A 21,079-nucleotide genomic window follows, 5' to 3' on the forward strand; every position below is an offset into this window, starting at 1 on the left:
CGGGCCGCTGAATCCGCCGCCGCGTCCGGCCATGAGCCGGAGGGCGCGGCGCCGGAAGACGGGGGCGCGCCGGCCTCGCAGTGGCAGCGCAGTTCCGAGCGGCGCGCGGCCGGCGGGCGCGGCCGGCGTGGCAAGGGGGGCGATGCCGATGCGGCGGGCGAGGGCGCGCCGTCGTCCGAAGACAAGCCCCGCACCCCTCCCAAGGGGCCATCCCTGAAGATGCGCGCGGTCGGTTATCTGTCGCGGCGCGAACATGCCCGCGATGAACTGGCGCGCAAACTCGCGCCCCACGCCGAAGATCCCGACGAAGTCGAGCGGGTGCTGGACGCGCTGGAAAAGGAAGGCTGGCTGTCTACCGAGCGCTTCGCGCAAAGCCTGGTGCATCGCCGCGCCTCGCGCCAGGGAGCGGCGCGCATCGTGCAGGAACTGCGCCAGCACGGCGTGGACGACGCCCAGGTGTCCGAACTGCGCGAGCAATTGCGCGCCACCGAATACGCGCGCGCGCTCGAGGTCTGGCAAAAGCGCTTCGGCGCGAAACCCGAGGATCGCGCCGCCTATGCCAAGCAGGCGCGCTTCCTGGCCAGCCGCGGTTTCGCGCACGACGTCATCCGCCGCATCCTGGGGGCGGGCGACGACGACTGAGCCGCCCGCCTGGCAGGCAGCGCGGCGGCATGCGCCGGCTGCCGCGCTTATTTCGCCGACTTGATGCCGCTCAGCGTCTTGAAGCAGACGTCGCGCGTCAGCGTCAGGAATTCGTCGATGTACGAGGCGTCGGTGTCCTCGCTGCGCACCGTCGCGTACAAGGTGCGCCACACACCCTGCGGCCCGAGGCGGCACAGGCGCAGCCAACCCTGGTTCATGTATTCGGTCAGGGCCCAGTTGGGCAGGGCCGCGACGCCGCGATTGCTGGCCACCAGCTGCGCGATGATGGGCGTCAGCTCGGCCTTGCGGATCGCGGCCGGTTCGACGTCGGCGGGATCCAGGAATGCCGTGAAGATATCCAGGCGCTGCTTGTCCACCGGATAGGTGATGAGCGTCTGGTCGGCGAGCTGGTCCGGCATGACGAACTTGCTGCCGGCCAGCGGATTCGATTCGGACACGGCCAGCACCAGCTCGTACTTGAACAGCGGCAGGTACTCCACGGCGTCCAGCTGCTGCGGATCGGACGTGATGACCAGGTCCAGGTCGCCGCGCACCAGCGCGGGCAGGGGGGGGCGAACGAGAACGCCGCCGACAGGTCCAGCGCCACGTCCGGCCATTGCACGCGGAACGCGTCCAGCGCCGGCATCAGCCACTGGAAGCAGGAATGGCAGTCGATGGCCAGGTGCAGGCGGCCGGTGCGGCCGGCGGCCAGCCGCTGCAGTTCCCGTTCGGTGGCGCGGATGCGCGGCAGCACTTCGTCGGCCAGCGCCGGCACGCGCAGGCCCGCGGTGGTCAGGCGAGCGGGGCGGGTGCGGCGGTTCAGCAGCGGCGTGCCCAGCCGGGTCTCCAGGTCGCGCAGCTGATGGGACAGGGCTGACTGGGTCAGGTGCAGGCGGTCGGCGGCTTCCTGCAGGCTGCCGCCTTCACGGATGGCGGTCAGCGTTTCGAGATGGCGGATTTCCAGCATTGGAGCGGTAACGGTGAGGATGGCACGGCAATCCAGCGGCCGGGGCTGCCGGCCCCGGAGGGAATGGACTCATATTGTATGAGGTTTTCTCATCTTATGGATGTAGACATTGATTTTGATTCATTTTGCTTTGGCCTCAGAATGGCTGGCACTTGAACGGATTTTGTCTAACGACGGGATTGCCATGACTACGATTCATAATTTGGGGTTCCCCCGCATTGGTGCCCAGCGTGAACTGAAGCGCGCTGTCGAAGCCTACTGGGCTGGCAAGCAGACCGGCGAAGCGCTGGAACAGACCGGCCGCGAGCTGCGCGCCCAGCACTGGAAGGTGCAGGCCGCCGCTGGCGTCAAGTTCGTGCCCGTGGGCGATTTCGCCTGGTACGACCAGATCCTGGAATGGACCACGCTGCTGGGCGCCGTGCCCGCGCGGTTCGGCCAGAAGGACAATGAGCCGGTTTCGCTGGACACGCTGTTCCGCATGGGCCGCGGCCGCGCGCCGTCGGGCAATCCCGCCGCCGCCTGCGAAATGACCAAGTGGTTCGACACCAACTATCACTACATCGTGCCGGAGCTGGTGCCGGGGCAGACCTTCCGCATCGCCCGCGAGTCGCTGTTCGAGCAGATCCGCGAAGCGCAGGCGCTGGGCCATGCGGTCAAGCCGGTGATCCCGGGGCCGCTGACCTGGCTGTTCCAGGGCAAGGGCGACGCCTTCGCCGACGGCGCGGCCGACGCGGCCAAGCTGCAACTGCTGGCCAATCTGGTGCCCGTCTATGAAGAAGTGCTGTCGCGCTTCGCCAAGCTGGGTGTGGAATGGGTGCAGATCGACGAGCCGATCCTGGTGCTGGACCTGCCGCAGGCCTGGCGCGACGCCTTCAAGCAGGTGTATGCCACGCTGTCGGCCAGCCCGGTCAAGCTGCTGATCGCCACCTACTTCGACGGCCTCAAGGACAACCTGGGCACGGCGCTGGGCCTGCCGGTGGCTGGCCTGCACGTGGACCTGGTCCGCGCCCCCGGGCAACTGGCCGAGGTGCTGGCCGGCCTGGGCGCCGACAAGGTGCTGTCCGCAGGCGTCATCAATGGCCGCAACATCTGGCGCACCGACCTGGACGCCGCCATCGCCACGCTGGCGCCGGTCCGGCAGCAACTGGGCGACCGCCTGTGGCTGGCCCCGTCGTGCTCGTTGCTGCACGTGCCGGTGGACCTGGCCAACGAAACCGAACTGGACGCCGAGCTCAAGAGCTGGCTGTCGTTCGCCGCGCAGAAGCTGGAAGAGTTGAGTCTGCTGGGCCGCGCGCTGGACGGCGGCGCCGATGCCGGCGTGCAGGAAGGCCTGGCCAGGCAGCGCGCCGCCCTGGCCGCGCGCCGCGCCTCGACCCGCATCCACAACCCCGCCGTGGCGCAGCGCATGGCCGCGTCGGCCAGCGTGTCGCGTGACCGCGCGCCGTTCGCCGGCCGCATCGCCCGCCAGCAGGAAGAGCTGGGCCTGCCGGCCTATCCGACCACCACCATCGGTTCGTTCCCGCAGACCGCCGAGATCCGCGCGCTGCGCCGCGACTGGAAGTCGGGCGCGCTGACGGATTCGGGCTATGAGACCGCCATCCGCAAGGAAATCGAGGAAGTGATCCGCTTCCAGGAGAAGGTCGGCCTGGACGTCCTGGTGCACGGCGAACCCGAGCGCAACGACATGGTGGAGTACTTCGGCGAGCTGCTGGCCGGCTTCGCCTTCACCAGGAATGGCTGGGTGCAGAGCTACGGCTCGCGTTGCGTCAAGCCGCCGATCATTTTCGGCGACGTGGCCCGCCCCGCGCCGATGACGGTGGGCTGGTCCTCGTACGCCCAGTCGCTGACCGACAAGCCGGTCAAGGGCATGCTGACCGGTCCGGTCACCATCCTGCAGTGGTCGTTCGTGCGCGACGACCAGCCGCGCGAACAGACCTGCCGCCAGCTGGCGCTGGCGTTGCGCGACGAAGTGGTGGACCTGGAAGCCGCCGGCATCAGCGTCATCCAGATCGACGAGCCGGCCATCCGCGAAGGCCTGCCGCTGCGCCGCGCCGACTGGCAGGCGTACCTGGACTGGGCGGTGGACTGCTTCCGCCTGTCGACCGCCGGCGTGCGCGACGAGACGCAGATCCACACGCACATGTGCTATTCGGAGTTCAACGACATCATCGAATCGATCGCCGCCATGGACGCGGACGTGATCACGATCGAGACGTCGCGCTCCAACATGGAACTGCTCAAGGCGTTCGAGGACTTCCGCTACCCGAACGACATCGGCCCGGGCGTCTACGACATCCACTCGCCCAACGTGCCCGACGTGGACTGGATGGTCGGCCTGATGCAGAAAGCCGCCGCCCGCCTGCCGAAGGAGCGGTTGTGGGTCAACCCGGATTGCGGCCTGAAGACGCGTGCCTGGCCCGAGACCGAAGCCGCGCTGATCGGCATGGTGCAAGCCGCCCGCGCCCTGCGCGACGCCGCCTGATCGGCGGTCCCTTATCGGCGGTCCCTGATCGGCGGCGGCCGGTCGGGCCGCGGCCCGGAGGCGTCCGGGCCGGCCTTCCGGGTCCGGCAACCCGGAACCCCTGTGTTGTGCGCGGGACGCACGGCACCGGGGTTTTTTTCATTGGCGCTTGAACGAAATCGCGCCTTGTGGGTCAATAGGCACAACATCCTTTCTGCTGGATTGTCGCCGTACCTATGATTCTCCAAGGCCCCTATCGGCCGGATCTGCTTGCCGCGGAGACGCTGCCCGATATTCTGGAAGCCACGATCCTGCGGTATCCCACCGCCGCGGCCATTCATTGGCTGGATCAAACCCTCACCTACGAGACGCTCGGGCGACGCGCCGACCTGGCCGCGCACCACCTGATCGAGGCCGGCGTGCGGCCGGGCGATATCGTCGGCCTGTGCCTGCCGCGCGGCGACGACCTGCTCGTCATGCAGGCCGCCATCGCCAAGGCGGGCGCGGCCTGGCTGCCGTTCGAATCCGACACGCCGCCCGACCGCATGCTGGTGTGCCTGCAGGACGCGGGCGCGCGCGGCCTGGTCGCGGGCGGCGACGTGCGCCTGGATGGCATGATCACCTGGACCACCTGGGAACTGTCGGTGGCGGTCGATGCGCCGCTGCGTCGGCGCGACGGCCTGCTGCCCGAGCACCCGGCCTACGTGATCTACACCTCGGGCTCCACCGGCAAGCCCAAGGGCGTGCCGATCAGCCAGGCCAGCATCTGTCATTTCCTGCGCAGCGAAAACGAAGTGCTGGGCGTGCGCCATGGCGACAAGGTCTACCAGGGCTTCTCGGTGGCCGTCGACATGTCGTTCGAGGAAATCTGGATCAGTTACCTGGTCGGCGCCACGTTGTGGGTGGCGCCCAAGATGCTGACCACCGATCCCGAGGCATTGCCCGACGCGCTGGTGCGCGAGGGCGTGACCGTGCTGCACGCGGTGCCGACGCTGCTGGCGCTGTTCGCGCGCGACGTGCCGGGCCTGCGCATCGTCAACCTGGGCGGCGAGATGTGCCCGGAATTCCTGGTGCAGCGCTGGGCCACGCCTGGCCGCCGCCTGTTCAACACGTACGGCCCGACCGAGACCACGGTGTCGGCCAGCCTGGCCGAGCTGCTGCCCGGCCAGTCCGTCACCATCGGCACGCCGCTGCCCAACTACGGCATGCTGATCCGCGGCGACGATGGCGCGGTGCTGCCGCAGGGGCAGACCGGCGAGCTCTGTATCACCGGCCCCGGCGTCGCCGGCGGCTACCTGGGGCGTCCCGAACTGACGGCCGAGAAGTTCCTGGCCAACCCGCGTCCCAGCGGCGACCATGACACCCGCATGTACCGCAGCGGCGACCTGGCGCGCATCGACGAGAACGGCCAGATCCAGTGCCTGGGCCGCAGCGACGACCAGGTCAAGGTGCGCGGCTTTCGCGTCGAACTGGGCGAGATCGAGGCCGCGCTGTATCGGCAGGCCGGCGTCGGGGCCGCCGCCGTGGTGCTGCGCGATCTGGCGGGCATCGACCAGTTGGTGGCGTTCCTGACGCCGGAGGGCGACGCGCGGCTCGATCCGCACGCGCTGCGCGCCGCGCTGGCCGCGGAGTTGCCCGCCTACATGATTCCGGCCCGCTTCGAACTGGTGGCCGAAGTGCCGCGCCTGACCTCGGGCAAGATCGACCGCAAGGCGCTGAAGGCGCGCGAGCTGGCCACCGCATCCGAGCCCAGCGGCGAAGACGACACGCCGGTCTCGCCGGCCGAGCACGCCTTGTTCGAGGCCCTGCGGCCGCTGTTCCCGGGCCAGCCGCTGCGGCTGGCCAGCGATTTCTTCCGCGACCTGGGCGGCCATTCGCTGCTGGCGGCCCGGCTGGTGTCGTCGCTGCGCAAGCATCCGCAGTTTTCCGCGCTGACCATGCACGAGCTCTACCAGCATTCCGTGCTGGGCGCGCTGGCGGCGCGGCTCGACGCGCTGGCGGCCGAATCGGCGGCCGCGGCGGCGCCGGTCCAGCAGGCGCCGATCGAGCGCGCGCCGGAATGGCGCCGCTGGGCCTGCGGCCTGGCGCAGCTGGCGGTGCTGCCGCTCCTGATCGGCGTGCGCATGCTGATCTGGCTGACGCCGTTCTTCACCTACCACTACTTCACCGGCGACGAGGGCGATTCGGTGTGGCGCGCGGTGGCGCTGTCGATCGCCAGCTACCTGGCCTGCAACCTGCTCAGCTTCGGCGTGGCGGTGGTCTGCAAGTGGGGCATCCTGGGCCGTCTCAAGGCGGGCCGCTATGCGCTCTACGGCTGGACCTTCTACCGCTGGTGGCTGGTCGACCGCATCCTCGACATTCCGCCCGCGCACCTGCTGGCGGGTTCGCCGCTGCAGGCCTGGTACCTGCGCGCGCTGGGCGCGCGCATCGGCCGCGACACCGCCATCAGCCGCATTTCGGTGCGGGCCCCGGACCTGCTGACGGTGGGCGATGGCGCCAGCGTCGGCGCGGCGGTGAACCTGGAGAACTTCGAGGTGCACGGCGCGCACTGGGTCGTGGCGCCCATCACGCTGGGCCGGAACGCCTACGTCGGTTCGTATGCGGTGGTGCAGGGCGACGTGACCATCGAGGACGACGGCCGGCTCGACGGCCTGTCGTCGCTGGCGACCGGCTCGCGCATCCCCGCCGGCCAGATCTGGAGTGGCGCGCCGGCGCGGCACGATCCTCAGGCGCGCGCCCCCGAACTGCCCGAGCGGCCGGTGCGCGAAGGGCGCTGGGCGCGGCTGGACATGCTGGCCTACGCCGCCGGCGGCACGCTGATCGCGGCGCTGTTCTACATGCCGGTGTTCCCCAGCTTCGTGCTGATCGACTGGATCGACGCGCGCTGGCTGGACCTGATGGGCTCGCGCGTCTGGTGGCCGAATGCGTTCCTGGCCTATCTGCTGCTGGCCCTGCCGGCCAGCGCCTTGCTGCTGTTCCTGACCGTGCTGGTCTCGGCCATGCTGCGCTGGGCGTTGCTGCCGCGCTTGAGCGGCGGACGCTGGCCGGTCTATGGCCAGATCTACCTGCGGCGCTGGCTCACCAACCAGATCCAGGAGTCCAGCCTGAGCGTGCTGCACGGCCTGTATGCCTCCATCTATGCCGGCACCTGGTACCGGCTGCTGGGCGCCAAGGTCGGGCCCGGCACCGAGATCTCGACCGCGATGGGCATCGTGCCCGACATGCTGACGCTGGGCCGCGACAGCTTCATCGCCGACGGCGTGATGCTGGGCGACGAAGAAATCGACCGCGGCTGGATGACCATGCGGCCCACCGTCATCGGCAACCGCAGTTTTGTCGGCAACGGCGCCTACGTGCCGGATGGCTCGGTCCTGCCCGACGACGTGCTGATCGGGGTGCAGAGCCGGGCGCCGGCCAACGCCCGCATGGCCAGCGGCCAGACCTGGCTCGGCAATCCGCCGCTGGCGCTGCCGGCGCGCGAGCAGGCGGCGGGCTTCCCCGACCACCTGACCTTCCGCCCCAGCCTGGGCCGCAAGGTGGCGCGCGGCGCGGTCGAGTTGATGCGCATGATCCTGCCGCTGGCGGTGGTGATCGCGGTGGGCTACCTGACGGTCATGAAGGTCATCCCGATCGCGGTGCGCGACGGTTTCGTGGCGGCGTTCGACGAACTGATGCTGGCCGGCGTGCTGTACGGCGTCGGCACCTTCCTGTTCCTGGTGGCGCTCAAGTGGCTGCTGATCGGCCGCTACCGGCCGCACGCCGAGCCGATGTGGACGCCGTTCGTGTGGAAGAGCGAGGCCGTGACCAGCCTGTACGAGTCGATCGCGGTGCCGAACTTCTTCAACTTCCTGCGTGCCACGCCCTGGCTGCCGCTGGCCCTGCGCTGCATGGGCGCGCGCATCGGCAAGCGGGTGTTCATGGACACCACCGACATCACCGAGTACGACTGTGTATCAATTGGGGACGATGCGGTGCTGCACGCCTGGTCGGGGCCGCAGACGCACCTGTTCGAGGACCGCGTCATGAAGATCGGGCAGGTCCGCATCGGCAACGGCGTCAATGTCGGGCCGCGCAGCACCATCCTGTACGACACCCGGGTCGAGGACGGCGCTCGCCTGGGGCCGCTGACCCTGGTGCTCAAGGGCGAAAGCATCCCGGCGGGCCAGGCCTGGATGGGCAGTCCGGCCACTCCGTGGACACAAGGCTGAGGCGGCGCGGCGCGATCCGCCCGGGCGGCGGGCGTTCGCGGCGCGCATTTTGACGGTCGGGGCAGGGCGGGCTGCGCTATACTTTGAAGGTTTTGTTGCCGCGCACCATGCGCCGGCCGTCTTCGCCCCGCAGGCCCCAAGCATGCCCTTGCCACCGCCGGATTGTCCTCGCCAGCCGCTGCACACGCGTTCCATACGCGTGCAGTCGTATGCGCGCGATGACGGCAAGTGGGACCTGGAAGCCGAGCTCATCGACGTCAAGGCGTACGATTTTCCCAAGCGCGACGGCGAGATGTTCAAGGCGGGGCAACCCATCCACCATATGCACCTGCGCATCACCATCGATGGCGATTTCACCATCGTGGCGGCGCAGGCCGTCTATGATGCCGCTCCCTACGGCGAGCACTGCATGGCCATCGAATCCGCCTACGCTGACCTGATCGGCATGAACCTGCTCAAGGGGTTCCGCCGCCAGGTCAAGGAGCGCTTCGGCCATGTCGAGGGCTGTACGCACATGACCGAGCTGTCGCAGGTGCTTCCCACCGCGGCGGTGCAGACCATGGCCAACCGCCGGCGGCAGGAAAGCAACCCGAACCGGCGTCCATTCCAACTGGACGGCTGTCATGCGCTGAGCACCGACGGCCCGGTGGTGGCTGAGCACTATCCCAAGTGGTACACCGGGGGTAGCGCTGAGGCATCGGCCGATTCGACCTCCGATTCACCTTCTCTTTCTCATACGTCCTGACAGGTAACACATGAAAATCCACGAGTATCAAGGCAAGGAACTGCTGAAGCAATTTGGCATCCCGGTGCCGCGCGGGATTCCCGCTCTTTCCGTCGACGAGGCCGTGGCTGCCGCTGAAAAGCTGGGTGGACCGGTTTGGGTCGTCAAGGCACAGATCCACGCGGGCGGCCGCGGCAAGGGCGGCGGCGTGAAGCTGGCGCGCTCGCTGGACGACGTGCGCAAGCTCGCCTCGGAAATCCTGGGCATGCAGCTGATCACGCATCAGACCGGCCCGGAAGGCCAGAAGGTCCGTCGCCTGTACATCGAAGACGGCGCCGACATCCAGAAGGAATACTACGTGTCGCTGGTCACTGACCGCGCCACCCAGAAGGTCGCCTTCATCGCCTCCAGCGAAGGCGGCATGGACATCGAGGAAGTGGCCCACTCCACCCCCGAGAAGATCATCACCGAATACATCGACCCGCTGACCGGCCTGTCCGCCGAGCAAGCCACCAAGATCGCCAACGCGATCGGCCTGCCCGCCGACTCGACCGCCCAGGCCGTGGACGTGTTCCAGAAGCTCTACCAGTGCTACATGGAAACCGACGCCTCGCTGGTTGAAATCAACCCCCTGAACCGCGACAGCAAGGGCAACATCATCGCCCTGGACGCCAAGTTCAACTTCGACTCCAACGCCCTGTTCCGTCACCCGGAAATCGTCGCCTACCGCGACCTGGACGAAGAAGATCCGGCTGAAATCGAAGCCTCGAAGTTCGACCTGGCCTACATCCAGCTCGACGGCAACATCGGCTGCCTGGTGAACGGCGCCGGTCTGGCCATGGCCACCATGGACACCATCAAGCTGTTCGGCGGCGAGCCGGCCAACTTCCTGGACGTCGGCGGCGGCGCCACGGCCGAGAAGGTCACGGAAGCCTTCAAGATCATGCTCAAGAACAAGAGCGTGAAGGCCATCCTGGTCAACATCTTCGGCGGCATCATGCGCTGCGACGTCATCGCCGAAGGCGTGATCGCCGCTTGCAAGGCCGTCAACCTGAACGTGCCGCTGGTCGTCCGCATGAAGGGCACCAACGAAGAACTCGGCAAGAAGATGCTGGCCGAGTCGGGCCTGCCGATCATCAGCGCCGACACGATGGCCGAAGCCGCCACCCGCGTCGTAGCCGCCGTCAAGTAACTATGCCCCCACGCCGCGCCCCTTCGTGGCTTGCTGCCCCCCAAGGGGGGCGCTTTGCACCTAGGGACGGCCCGGCGGTACAAAGAAAATCCAAGGATTCACAAATGTCGATTCTGATCAACAAGGACACCAAGGTCATCACCCAGGGCATCACGGGCAAGACCGGTCAGTTCCACACCCGCATGTGCCGCGAGTACGCCAACGGCAAGGCGGCCTTCGTGGCCGGCGTGAACCCCAAGAAGGCCGGTGAGGACTTCGAAGGCGTGCCGATCTTCGCGTCGGTCAAGGACGCCAAGGCCGACACCGGCGCCACCGTGTCCGTCATCTACGTGCCGCCCGCCGGCGCCGCCGCCGCCATCTGGGAAGCTGTCGAGGCCGAACTGGATCTGGTGATCTGCATCACCGAAGGCATCCCGGTCCGTGACATGCTGGAAGTCAAGAACCGCATGAAGGCCAAGGGCAGCAAGACCCTGCTGCTGGGCCCGAACTGCCCCGGCCTGATCACCCCGGACGAAATCAAGATCGGCATCATGCCCGGTCACATCCACCGCAAGGGCCGCATCGGCATCGTCAGCCGTTCGGGCACCCTGACGTACGAAGCCGTGGCGCAAGTCACCGAGCTGGGCCTGGGTCAATCCAGCGCCGTCGGCATCGGTGGCGATCCCATCAACGGCCTCAAGCACGTCGACGTCCTGAAGATGTTCAATGACGATCCCGACACCGACGCCGTCATCATGATCGGCGAAATCGGCGGTCCGGACGAAGTCAACGCCGCCGAGTGGGCCAAGGACAACATGAAGAAGCCGGTCGTCGGCTTCATCGCCGGTGTCACCGCCCCTCCCGGAAAGCGCATGGGCCACGCCGGCGCGCTGATCTCCGGCGGCGCCGACACGGCCGACGCCAAGCTGGAAGTCATGGAAGCCTGCGGCATCCGCACGACGCGCAACCCCTCCGAAATGGGCAAGCTGCTCAAGTCGGTGCTGTAAGATTGGTTGCATGAAGAAGGCCCGCTTCGGCGGGCCTTTTTTTCGTTCTTTCCTAGGGAAACCCCGTGTCCATGATGCGGCCGGTGAAACATACGGAAAGCTGAACGAAACTATAATGAAAGAAATTCTGGACGTACCCAGCAAGAATGCCGTCGGGCTCGCACCAAGACGGTCAGTACGTCTTTTTGTCTTTTTCACCCATTCATTTGGTTTGTCCTAGGGGGATCACGTCCTAGGAAAGAGAGGTATGGAACTCAGTTCAGCGGCATTCTGGTTAGCGTTGCTCCAGATCATTTGGGTCAACATTCTGCTGTCGGGCGATAACGCCGTGGTCATTGCGCTGGCAGCGCGTTCGCTGCCGCCGGCGCAACAAAAGAAAGCGATCGTGGTCGGCTCGGCCGCCGCGATCATCATGCGTATCGTGCTGACGCTGGTGGCCGCCAAGCTGCTGATGCTGCCGTGGCTCAAGCTCATCGGCGCATTGCTGCTGGTCTACATCGGCGTGACCCTGTTGCTGCCGGAAGGCGAGGAAGAGGGCGACGGCAAGAATCATGGCAATCTGCTGACCGCGATCCGCACGATCATGATCGCCGACCTGGTCATGAGCCTGGACAACGTGGTGGCCGTGGCCGCCGCGGCGATGGGCGACACGACCCTGCTGGTGCTGGGTCTGGCGATCAGCATTCCGCTGGTGATTTTCGGCAGCACGCTGCTGCTCAAGGTCATCGAGCGCTTCCCCCTCATCGTCTGGGTGGGCGCGGCGCTGCTGGGTTTCATCGCCGGCGAATTGCTGGTGGGCGATCCGGCCCTGCAGGAACCGGTGGCGCGCATCGACGCGGCATTGGGTATGACGCAACACAGCTTCGCGCTCATGTGCGGCGCGCTGGGTGCGGTGCTGGTCCTGGCCATCGGCAAAGTTTTGCTGCTGCGCCAGAAAGCTGACTGAAAGCTGAACTACAATAATAAGTTGTTCCAAGCCCGCCGCCGCGCTCGTCGCGGCGGCGGGTTGGCCGGCACGGGGCCGGCCTTTATATTTTGATAAATGCCTTCGGGGGTTCAAATTGCTTGAGTTTTTCCAGACGCTGAGTTGGGCAGCGGTATTCCAGATCATCCTCATCGACATCCTGCTCGGCGGCGACAACGCGGTGGTGATCGCGCTGGCTTGTCGCAACCTGGAGCCCAAGCAACGCATGCAGGGCATCCTGTGGGGCACCGCCGGCGCCATCCTGCTGCGCGTGGTCCTGATCGCCTTCGCGCTGACCCTGCTGTCGATTCCGTTCCTGAAGGTGGTGGGCGGCCTGCTGCTGGTCTGGATCGGCGTCAAGCTGCTGGTGCCCGAGGATGACGCCCACGGCAACGTGAAGGGCGGCACATCCATCGTGGCCGCCATCAAGACCATCATCATCGCCGACTTCGTGATGAGCCTGGACAACGTCATCGCCATCGCCGGCGCCGCCCAGAACGCCCACGCCGACCACCAGATCGGCCTGGTGGTCTTCGGCCTGGTCGTGAGCGTGCCCATCATCATCTGGGGCAGCACGCTGGTCCTGAAGCTGATCGACCGCTATCCGCTGGTGGTGACTTTCGGCGCGGCGCTGCTGGGCTGGATCGCGGGCGGCATGCTGATTACGGACGTGTTTGTCGAAGGTCAATTCGGCGTCCAGCCCACTGCGGTTAAAATCGGCGTAGAAATTTTCGGCGCCTTGCTCGTTGTTGTCCTTGGACGGTGGCTGGCAAGCCGCAAAACCGCCTCCAAGGAATCCGTACATGAGTCTGCGTAGATCCGCCGATCCCCAGCAAACCGAATCAGGCCTGAGCCTCCTGCAGGGCCTGTTCGTGCTGGCCATCCTCGGCGTTGTGGCGACGGTCATCGTCTCCCACTTCGTTCGATGACGCCTCGTGTCTCTGCCGCAACGCTTGGTCATCGCGACCCGCGCCAGCCGGCTTGCCCTGTGGCAAGCCGAGCATGTGCGCGATCGGCTGCGCACGCTGTACCCGGCGTGCGCGGTTGAACTGCTCACCCTGACGACCCGAGGCGACCAGATCCTCGACCGCACGCTTTCCAAGGTGGGCGGCAAGGGGCTCTTCGTCAAGGAACTCGAAACCGCGTTGCTCGACGGCCGCGCCGATCTGGCCGTGCATTGCCTGAAGGACATGCCGGTCGATCTGCAGGCGCCGTTCGAGCTGTGCGCCGTGCTCGATCGCGCCGATCCGCGCGACGCCTTCGTCTCCAACCGCTACGACACGCTGGCCGACCTGCCGGCCGGCGCCGTCGTCGGCACGTCCAGCCTGCGGCGCGAATCGCAGATCCGCGCGCGTTTCCCGCAACTGGTGGTCAAGCCGCTGCGCGGCAACCTCGACACCCGCCTGGGCAAGCTCGACCGCGGCGAATACGACGCCATCGTGCTGGCCGCCGCCGGCCTGAACCGGCTGGGCCTGGCCGACCGCATCCGCTGCCTGCTCGATCCGGCCGATTGCCTGCCGGCGGCCGGGCAGGGCGCGCTGACCATCGAGATCCGCGATGACCGCGACGACATGCGCGCCTGGCTGGCGCCGCTGAACGACGCCACCGCCACCTCGATCTCGCTGGCCGAACGCGCCGTGTCGCGCCGGCTGGGCGGCTCCTGTCAGGTGCCGCTGGCGGCCTACGCCGAAATCGACGACGGCACGCTGACGCTGCGCGCGCTGGTGGCGTCGCCCGACGGCACGCGCACGCTGCGCGCCGAACGCAGCGGTCCGGTGGACCAGGCGCAGGCCATCGGCGAGGCGGTCGCCGCCGAGCTGTTCGATGCCGGCGCCCAGGCCATTCTCGACGAGCTGCTGCAAGACGCGTCCCCCGAGGACTGATGGACGGGGCCGCCGCCCAAGCGCCGCGCGTGGCCGTGTTGACACGGCCCGCCGGCCGCAATGAGGCGCTGGCCGACCGCCTGCGCGCCGCCGGCTGGACGCCCTGCATCCTGCCCGCGCTCGATATCCACCCCTTGCCTGTCGCCGCCGCGGACCTGCCGCGGCCGGCGAACTACGACATGGTGGTGTTCGTCAGCGGCAACGCCGCCCGGCAGTACCTGGATCAACTGGCGCGGGCCGATGGCCCGGCGGCCTGGCCTGCGGGCACGGCCGTCGCCACGGTCGGGCCGGCCAGTGCGGCGGGGCTGGCCGGGTTGCCGTGTTTTGGCGCGAATACAACAGTCCTGCACCCTGGCGAGCAGGCCGCCAGCCATGATTCCGAGGCGCTCTGGGAGGTGCTTTGCGGCCTGCCGCGGCCGCCGTCGCGCGTGCTGCTGGTGCGGGGCACGCAGGGCCGCGACTGGCTCAGTGAACAATTGCAGTCACATGGCGTCGCCGTGACACGTCACGCGGCTTACCGGCGCGAGCCGGCACAATGGGACGAATCCGAGCTTGTGCCCCTGCGGCGCTGGGCCGCGCAGGGCGTGGCGGCCACCTGGCTCATCACCAGCGGCGAGGGCGCGGACGCGGTGCGCGACCAGTTGCGGGCGGCCGGGCTGGCCGCCTGGTGGGACGGTTGCGGCTTTGTCCTGACCCATCCGTCGCTGGCCCGGCGCGTGCCGTCGCCGGCATCCGGGCCGGGTTCGCAAGCAAAGGTAAAAATCTGCCTGCCCAACGACGAGTCGATTTTCCAGGCTTTTGTTGCTGCTTGATTCGTTGCTTCGGACTGACACCGAATACAATCGCGTCATGACAGACAAGACTCCCGCTACCGATCCGGCCGTTCACCCGGCCGCCCCGGGCGCCAGCGCGCCCGCATCGGCCCCGGCCGATTCCGTCAAGGCCCGTCCGGCCAAGCGCGGCAGTGGCCCCCTGGTCACCGCCCTCATCATCGTCATCCTGCTCGCCGTCGGGCTGGGCTATGCCCTGTGGCAGCAACGCACGCAGTTCGTCGCCGCCGGCCGCGAGGTCGCCTCCCGACTGGACACGCTGGCCGCCGACGTGGCGCAGGCGCGCAAGGACACCCGCGAAGCCCTGGCCCTGGCGCAAGCCCAGGCCGGCCGCCTGGGTGACCTCGAAGACAGCGTGCGCGAGACCCAGAGCCAGTACAACGCGCTGCAACAGGCTTGGCAGAACTTCAACGACAGCGCCAGCGACGAGCTGCTGGCCAACGACGTCGAGCGCCTGCTCACCATCGGCAGCCAGCAGCTGCGCCTGGCCGGCAACGTCTCCAACGCCATCGTCGCGCTGGAAACCGCGCAATCGCGCCTGGCGCGGGCCGACCGGCCGCGTTTCTCCAGCCTGCAACAGGCCATCAATGGCGACCTGGACCGTCTGCGCGCCGTGTCCACCGTCGACATCCCGGCCCAGTCGGCCCGCATCGAACGCCTGACGGCCCTGGTCGGCAAGGCGCCGCTGCTGGTGCCGGACGCCGCCGCGCCCGGCGTCGCCGCCGGCGAGACTCGCCCCGCGACCCCGGCGCCCGCCGCGGCCGACCCGCAGGCCGGCCTGCCGGCCGATGCGGCCTGGTGGCAACGCTGGCGCGCCGAAGTGGCCTCGTGGCCCGGCCGCGCCGGCTCGGCGCTGGCGCATGAACTCGGCGGCCTGATCACCATCCAGCGCGTCGACGAACCCGCCGCGCTGCTGCTGTCGCCGGAACAGGCCGACCAGGTGCGCGGCACGCTGCGCCAGCGCCTCCTGACCGTGCAACTGGCCATGCTGATGCGCCAGCCCGCGGTCTGGAAGAGCGAGCTCGACAACGTCGGCACTACGCTGGCCAAGTACTTCGACACCCGTTCCCCCGACACGGTCGCGGCCCAGAACCTGGCCCGCGAACTGGCGCAGACCGACATCGCGGTGCGCATGCCCGATGTGTCCGACAGCCTGAACGCCGTGGCCGCGCTGCGCGCCGCCGGCTTCAAGACCAGCGATCAGGACTGACGCCCATGCGTACCTGGTTCTGGACTCTGCTGCTCGCCGTCATCGCCGTCGCCCTGGCGGTGGTGCTGCGCTCCCATTCCGGCAATGTGCTGCTGCTGGTCTGGCCGTGGCGCATCTCGATGTCGCTGACGCTGGCCGTGCTGCTGATCGTGGCGGCCTTCGTGGTGCTGTATGTGGGCCTGCGCCTGCTGGCCTGGCTGCTGGCCATTCCCGATCGCGTCCGCGCCTGGCGCGGCAAGCGCGCCCAGGCGCGCGATCACGAATTGCTCGAGCGCGGCTGGATCGGCCTGCTCGAAGGCCGTTATTCGCACGCCGAAAAAGACCTGACCAAGCTGCTCGAGCAGACCAAGGTGCAGACCCGCCGCGTGCTGGCCGCCTTGTCGGCCGCCCGCGCCGCGCATGGCCTGGGTGAATTCGACCGCCGCGACCGCCTGCTGGCGACCGCGCAGGAACAGGCCGGCGCCGACCCTGGCCTGGTGGAAGCCACCGCGACGGTCTCGGCCGACATGCTGCTGGACCAGGGCCGCGCCGAGCGCGCGCTGGCCGTGCTGGCGCCGCTGGCCGATGGCGGCGCCCGCCACCTGCACACCATGCGCCTGCTGCTGCGCGCGCACACGGCCCTGCACCATGACGAACAGGTCTTCACGCTGGCGCGCGGCCTGCTGCGCCGCAATGCGCTGGCGCGCACCGAAGGCGACCACCTGATCGACGTGGCCGGCGCGGCGCGCTTGCGCGCGGCGGCCGCCAACGACGGCTGGCGCGCCATCTGGAAGGACCTCAAGGCCGAGGAGCGCCTGCTGCCCGAAATCGCGCTGGCCGGCGCCGCCGCCTTCGAAGCGGCCGGCGAGGCCAACGAGGCCGCCAAGGTGCTCGAAGCCGCCATCGCCGTGAAATTCAATCCCGCCCTGGTGGCCGCCTACGCGCGTTGCGACGCCGAGCAGGTGTCGCGCCGCCTGGCCAAGGCCGAGACCTGGCTGCAGCAGCGTCCCACCGATCCCGACCTGCTGACCGCGCTGGGCATGCTGTGCCTGAACGGCCAGCTGTGGGGCCAGGCCGAACGCTACCTGCTGCGCAGCCTGTCGCGCCGCGGCGATGCGCAGACGCACGCGCTGCTGGGCAGCCTGTACGACCGTCTCGACCGTCCCGCCGACGCCGTGCGCCACTGGCGCCTCGCCACCGCCGCCAGCATGGCGCTGCCGGTGCTGGCCGCCGACGCGGCGCTGCCGGCCGCGGATATCGGCTCGGACCCCTACCGCCTGGACGCCGAGGGCGGCTATGCGGTGGGCCTCTCGGATGTCGACGCCGATATCGGCGGCGACTATCCCGCGCTGCCGCCCTCGGTGGCCGCGTCGGCCTCGGATTACGTGCTGGATCCGGACGCCCGCGCCAACAAGGAACAGCAGGCGCGCGCGCTGGCGCCGGAAGATGCGCCGGTCGTCGGCGGCACGTCCGACATCGACGAGTATTTCGACAGCGCGCCGATTCCGGCCGCCGCGTTCGACAATCCCGTGCCGACGTATTCGCCGGCCGCGCCGGCTTCGCCCAAGCCGGCCGCGCCCGCCGCGCCGGCGCCGACCACCAAGCCGCCGTTCAAGGACGACGGCTCGCTTTGATCCTCTTTCAGACTAACAAGGTTCAATCATGAGTTATGACCGCGTGTCCCCCGGCAAGAAGCTGCCGGAAGACTTCAATGTGATCATTGAAATCCCCATGAACGCCGACCCGGTGAAGTACGAGGTCGACAAGGAGTCGGGCGCGATCTTCGTCGACCGCTTCATGCTGACGGCCATGCACTACCCGTGCAACTACGGCTACATCCCGCAGACCCTGTCGGAAGACGGCGACCCCGCCGACGTGCTGGTGCTGACCCCGTTCCCGATCCAGATCGGCGCCGTGGTGCGCTGCCGCGCCATCGGCGTGCTGGAAATGGACGACGAGTCGGGTGGCGACGCCAAGCTGCTGGCCGTGCCGATCGAAAAGCTGTACCCCCCGTACCGCAACATCAAGTCCTACGAAGACCTGCCGGCCGAAGACACGGCCCGCATCCAGCACTTCTTCGAGCACTACAAGGACCTGGAAAAGGGCAAGTGGGTCAAGGTCAAGGGCTGGAAGGGCGTCGACGCCGCCCACGAGGAAATCGTCAAGAGCGCCGAGCGCTACAACAAGGCCTGATCGATCAGGCCTTGCGCCGCGCCGGTGTCGCACCGGCGGGCGCTTTCAGGCGGCGCGGCCGCGACGGCATGATGCCGATCGCCGCCGCGCCGTTGTCTTGCAGGCCCTGCAGATTCTGCGTCACCTGCGCCGCGGCGGCCTGGATGCGTTCCTGCAGCAGCGCCAGCCGCTTGGCGGGCGTGCGCGCCTCGGCGGCGATGAACACCAGGCTGCCCACCACCTTCTGGTCCGGCGTGAAGATCGCCGAGCCGATCCCCATCAATCCCGGGTCGACCTCGCCGTGCGAGACGCAGACGCCAGCCGCGCGCAGCTGCTTGATGTTGGCGCGGAACGCATCCCAATCCTCGCCCAGGCCGGCCTCGCGGATCTCCGCGGCGTGCCACAGCATCAGGTTGCGCAGCTGGTAGGGCGGCAGATTGGCCAGGATGGGCTTGGCGGTGGCGCCGCGGAACATCGGGAAGGGGCGGCCGCGCGCGTAGCTGGATTCGATCGAATGGTCGGTCCAGTAGCGGTCCACGCACATGACCTTGTCGCCGTAGTAGCTGCACAGCATCAGGTTGGCGTTGAGTTCGTCGCCGGTGGCGCGCATGACCTCGCGCGCCGCGCGCATCAGCGGGTCGTGCTGGCGCAGGTGCCGGTCGAGCTCGATGATGCGCGAGCCGAGCACGTAGGCGCCGCCCGCGGTCGGCGCCAGCAGGCCGCTTTCGGTGAGCGACTTGAGATAGCGGTAGGCCGTGGCGCGCGAGCACTCCAGATGCGCCATGACGTCTTCCTGGAAGGCGGCGGTGGTGTCGTCGCGGAAGAGATCGAGGATGGACAACATGCGATCGGGAGTGCTCATTGCTGCTGACGTGCCTAGTGAATGTGGAAGCCGCCGTTGACGTCGACCACGATGCCGGTTGAGTAGGAGGACAGGTCCGAGGCCAGGAAGAGAATGGCCTGCGCCACTTCGGCCGGGGAGCCGAAGCGTTGCAGCGGAATGCCCTGTTTGAGTTCTTGTTCCCAATTTTCGCCGAATTTGCCGAGCGTCATGTCGGTCTCGATGATGCCCGGCGCCACGCAGTTGGCGCGCACGCCGCGAGAGCCCAGTTCCCGCGCCAGCGCCTTGGTGAAGCTGATCACGCCGCCCTTGGAGGCGGCGTAGTGCGAACCGCCCAGCAGGCCGCCGCCGCGCAGGGCGGCGGTCGAGCCGAGGTTGACGATGGCCGGGTGGCGCTCGCTTTCCAGCAGCCGGGGCAGGGCGGCGCGCGTCACGTTGTAGGTGCCGGTCAGGTTGACGTCGACCATGCGGCGGAACTCGTCCTCGGGCAGATCCCAGATGCGGGTCGCGGCGACGATGCCGGCGTTGTTCACCAGCACGTCGATGCCGCCCAGCGCCCGCGCCGCCTGCGCCACGGCCTGCTCGCAGGAGGCGCTGCTCGACACATCGCAGTGCAGGTTGACGCGGCCGCCGGCCAGCCCGGCGTCGGCGTGGTCGGGAAAGTCGCGGTCCAGCACCGCCACGCTGGCGCCCTGCGCCAGGAATTGCGCGACGATGGCGGCGCCGATGCCACGGGGGTTGGCGCCCCCCGTGACGACGGCCCGCTTGCCGGCCAACAGTCCGAGCGGGCCCCCGGTCATTGCTTCACCAGCGCGCAGCCGCCCTGGTCCAGCGGACGGAACGCCTGTTCGGCGGGAATCTTGCGCACCAGCTTGTAGTAGTCCCAGTCGCGCTTCGATTCTGACGGCTTCTTCACCTGGAACAGGTACAGGTCGCGCATCACGCGGCCATCCTCGCGGATGCGGCCGTTCTCGGTCATGAAGTCGTTGATGGGCGTGTCATGCATTTTCTTGATCACCGCCTCGGATGCATCGGTGCCGGCGGCCTTGACCGCGTTCAGGTAGTGCATGGTGGCGCTGTAGTTGCTGGCCTGCACCATCGACGGCATGCGGCCGGTGCGCTTGAAGTAGCGCTCGGACCATTGGCGCGCCTTGTCGTCCTGGTCCCAGTAGAACGGCTCGACCAGGTTCAGCCCCTGCGCGTATTCCAGTCCGACGCTGCGCACGTCGACGATGCTCATGAAGAGCGCCGCCACGCGCTGCTTGCTGCCCATGATGCCGAATTCGAACGCCTGCTTGATGCTGTTGATGGTGTCGCCGCTGCCGTTGGCCAGGCCGATCACCTGCGCCTTGGAGGCCTGCGCCTGCAGCAGGAACGACGAGAAGTCGGCGCTGGCGATGGGGTGGCGCACGCTGCCGACCACCTGGCCGCCCTTGGCCTTGACCACCGCCATGGCGTCGCGTTCGAGCGAGTGGCCGAAGGCGTAGTCGGAGGTGATGAAGAACCAGCTCTTGCCGCCGTCTTCCATGACGCCGCTGGCCACGCCGGTGGCGTAGGCGTAGGTGTCGTAGGTCCAGTGCATGCCGTTGGGCGAGCAGGCCTTGCCGGTCAGGTCGGCCGAGCCGGCGCTGGTGAAGATCACCACGCGCTTCATCTGGCGGGTCAGGTCCTGCACCGCCAGGGCGATGGCGGAGTTGGGCACGTCCAGGATCAGGTCGACCTTGTCGTTCTCGTACCAGCGGCGCGCGATGGAGACGCCGATGTCCACCTTGTTCTGGTGGTCGGCGGACACCACCTCGATCGGCTTGCCCAGCACCGTGCCGCCGAAATCCTCGACGGCCATCTTCACGGCCTCGACGCCGAACTTGCCGGACAGGTCGGCCATCATGCCGGACTGGTCGCCCAGCACGCCGATCTTGACGACGTCGTCGGACACCTGGGCCTGGGCCGACAGCGATACGGCGCCCAGCGCGCAGGCGGCCAGGCAAAGCTTGAAACGGGTTTTCATGGGGTTGTCTCC

Annotated in this window: 17 protein-coding genes and 1 pseudogene; 14 read left to right on the forward strand and 4 right to left on the reverse strand. The window is 68.2% G+C overall.

The genetic code is table 11. The features are described from left to right. On the forward strand, positions 1-642 hold a 642-nt coding region (recX, locus tag AOZ49_RS32825; RefSeq protein ID WP_082380257.1), incomplete at its 5' end, for a recombination regulator RecX. Positions 643-689: 47 nt separating this feature from the next. Here the strand turns inward: recX and AOZ49_RS00625 are convergent. Next, positions 690-1,609 (reverse strand): annotated as a pseudogene (locus tag AOZ49_RS00625) (LysR substrate-binding domain-containing protein). Positions 1,610-1,793: 184 nt separating this feature from the next. On the opposite strand from AOZ49_RS00625, the gene metE reads away from it, so the two are divergent. From metE to ppa, 13 genes are all read left to right on the forward strand, one after another. Then, a complete protein-coding gene (gene metE / locus AOZ49_RS00630; protein ID WP_054473925.1) occupies positions 1,794-4,091 on the forward strand; it encodes a 5-methyltetrahydropteroyltriglutamate--homocysteine S-methyltransferase in 2,298 nt (765 codons plus the stop codon). A gap of 215 nt (positions 4,092-4,306) precedes the next feature. Beyond that, positions 4,307-8,278: a Pls/PosA family non-ribosomal peptide synthetase gene (locus tag AOZ49_RS00635; protein ID WP_054473926.1), complete on the forward strand. Its 3,972-nt coding sequence runs from the start codon at positions 4,307-4,309 to the stop codon at positions 8,276-8,278. Positions 8,279-8,420: 142 nt separating this feature from the next. Continuing rightward, positions 8,421-9,023, forward strand: coding sequence for a DUF2889 domain-containing protein (locus tag AOZ49_RS00640; protein WP_035360118.1), 603 nt, complete (start codon positions 8,421-8,423; stop codon positions 9,021-9,023). Between the two features lie 10 nt (positions 9,024-9,033). Next, positions 9,034-10,194, forward strand: coding sequence for an ADP-forming succinate--CoA ligase subunit beta (gene sucC / locus AOZ49_RS00645; protein WP_054433342.1), 1,161 nt, complete (start codon positions 9,034-9,036; stop codon positions 10,192-10,194). 104 nt (positions 10,195-10,298) lie between these two features. Then, complete coding sequence (gene sucD, locus AOZ49_RS00650) at positions 10,299-11,180, forward strand: succinate--CoA ligase subunit alpha (RefSeq protein WP_013392545.1); 882 nt, start codon at positions 10,299-10,301, stop codon at positions 11,178-11,180. 247 nt (positions 11,181-11,427) lie between these two features. After that, positions 11,428-12,126 (forward strand): TerC family protein, encoded by a 699-nt coding sequence (locus tag AOZ49_RS00655; protein WP_054433341.1) that lies wholly within the window; start codon positions 11,428-11,430, stop codon positions 12,124-12,126. A gap of 115 nt (positions 12,127-12,241) precedes the next feature. Beyond that, positions 12,242-12,961: a TerC family protein gene (locus tag AOZ49_RS00660; protein WP_054433340.1), complete on the forward strand. Its 720-nt coding sequence runs from the start codon at positions 12,242-12,244 to the stop codon at positions 12,959-12,961. Next, the gene (locus AOZ49_RS33805; protein ID WP_006393755.1) at positions 12,948-13,073 is read left to right on the forward strand and encodes a hypothetical protein; all 126 of its coding nucleotides are present in this window, start codon (positions 12,948-12,950) and stop codon (positions 13,071-13,073) included. Before AOZ49_RS00660 ends, AOZ49_RS33805 begins: the two co-directional genes overlap by 14 nt. A 6-nt stretch (positions 13,074-13,079) precedes the next feature. After that, positions 13,080-14,027, forward strand: a complete 948-nt coding sequence (gene hemC, locus AOZ49_RS00665) for a hydroxymethylbilane synthase (protein WP_054433339.1) — start codon at positions 13,080-13,082, stop codon at positions 14,025-14,027. Beyond that, positions 14,027-14,839 (forward strand): uroporphyrinogen-III synthase, encoded by an 813-nt coding sequence (locus tag AOZ49_RS00670; RefSeq protein WP_054473927.1) that lies wholly within the window; start codon positions 14,027-14,029, stop codon positions 14,837-14,839. The genes hemC and AOZ49_RS00670 overlap by 1 nt, the downstream gene beginning before the upstream one ends. Before the next feature lie 37 nt (positions 14,840-14,876). Beyond that, on the forward strand, positions 14,877-16,067 hold the full coding sequence (locus AOZ49_RS00675) for a uroporphyrinogen-III C-methyltransferase (protein WP_054433337.1): 1,191 nt from the start codon (positions 14,877-14,879) through the stop codon (positions 16,065-16,067). A 5-nt stretch (positions 16,068-16,072) separates the two neighbouring features. Further along, positions 16,073-17,680: a heme biosynthesis HemY N-terminal domain-containing protein gene (locus tag AOZ49_RS00680; protein WP_054433336.1), complete on the forward strand. Its 1,608-nt coding sequence runs from the start codon at positions 16,073-16,075 to the stop codon at positions 17,678-17,680. A 28-nt stretch (positions 17,681-17,708) separates the two neighbouring features. Continuing rightward, entirely contained in the window at positions 17,709-18,239 is a 531-nt protein-coding gene (gene ppa / locus AOZ49_RS00685) for an inorganic diphosphatase (RefSeq protein ID WP_054433335.1), read from the forward strand. Between the two features lie 4 nt (positions 18,240-18,243). Here the strand turns inward: ppa and AOZ49_RS00690 are convergent, their stop codons facing one another. Genes AOZ49_RS00690 through AOZ49_RS00700 form a run of 3 tightly spaced genes read right to left on the reverse strand, consistent with a single transcriptional unit; the run spans position 18,244 to position 21,067 of the window. Then, a complete protein-coding gene (locus tag AOZ49_RS00690) occupies positions 18,244-19,080 on the reverse strand; it encodes an IclR family transcriptional regulator (RefSeq protein WP_054433334.1) in 837 nt (278 codons plus the stop codon). A gap of 14 nt (positions 19,081-19,094) precedes the next feature. Further along, complete coding sequence (locus tag AOZ49_RS00695) at positions 19,095-19,859, reverse strand: SDR family NAD(P)-dependent oxidoreductase (RefSeq protein WP_054473928.1); 765 nt, start codon at positions 19,857-19,859, stop codon at positions 19,095-19,097. Continuing rightward, positions 19,856-21,067 (reverse strand): ABC transporter substrate-binding protein, encoded by a 1,212-nt coding sequence (locus tag AOZ49_RS00700; protein ID WP_006393764.1) that lies wholly within the window; start codon positions 21,065-21,067, stop codon positions 19,856-19,858. The genes AOZ49_RS00695 and AOZ49_RS00700 overlap by 4 nt, the downstream gene beginning before the upstream one ends. Between the last annotated feature and the right edge of the window lie 12 nt (positions 21,068-21,079).

Origin of the sequence: Achromobacter sp. 2789STDY5608615, assembly GCF_001298995.1 — a bacterium.
GTDB lineage: Bacteria > Pseudomonadota > Gammaproteobacteria > Burkholderiales > Burkholderiaceae_B > Achromobacter > Achromobacter insuavis.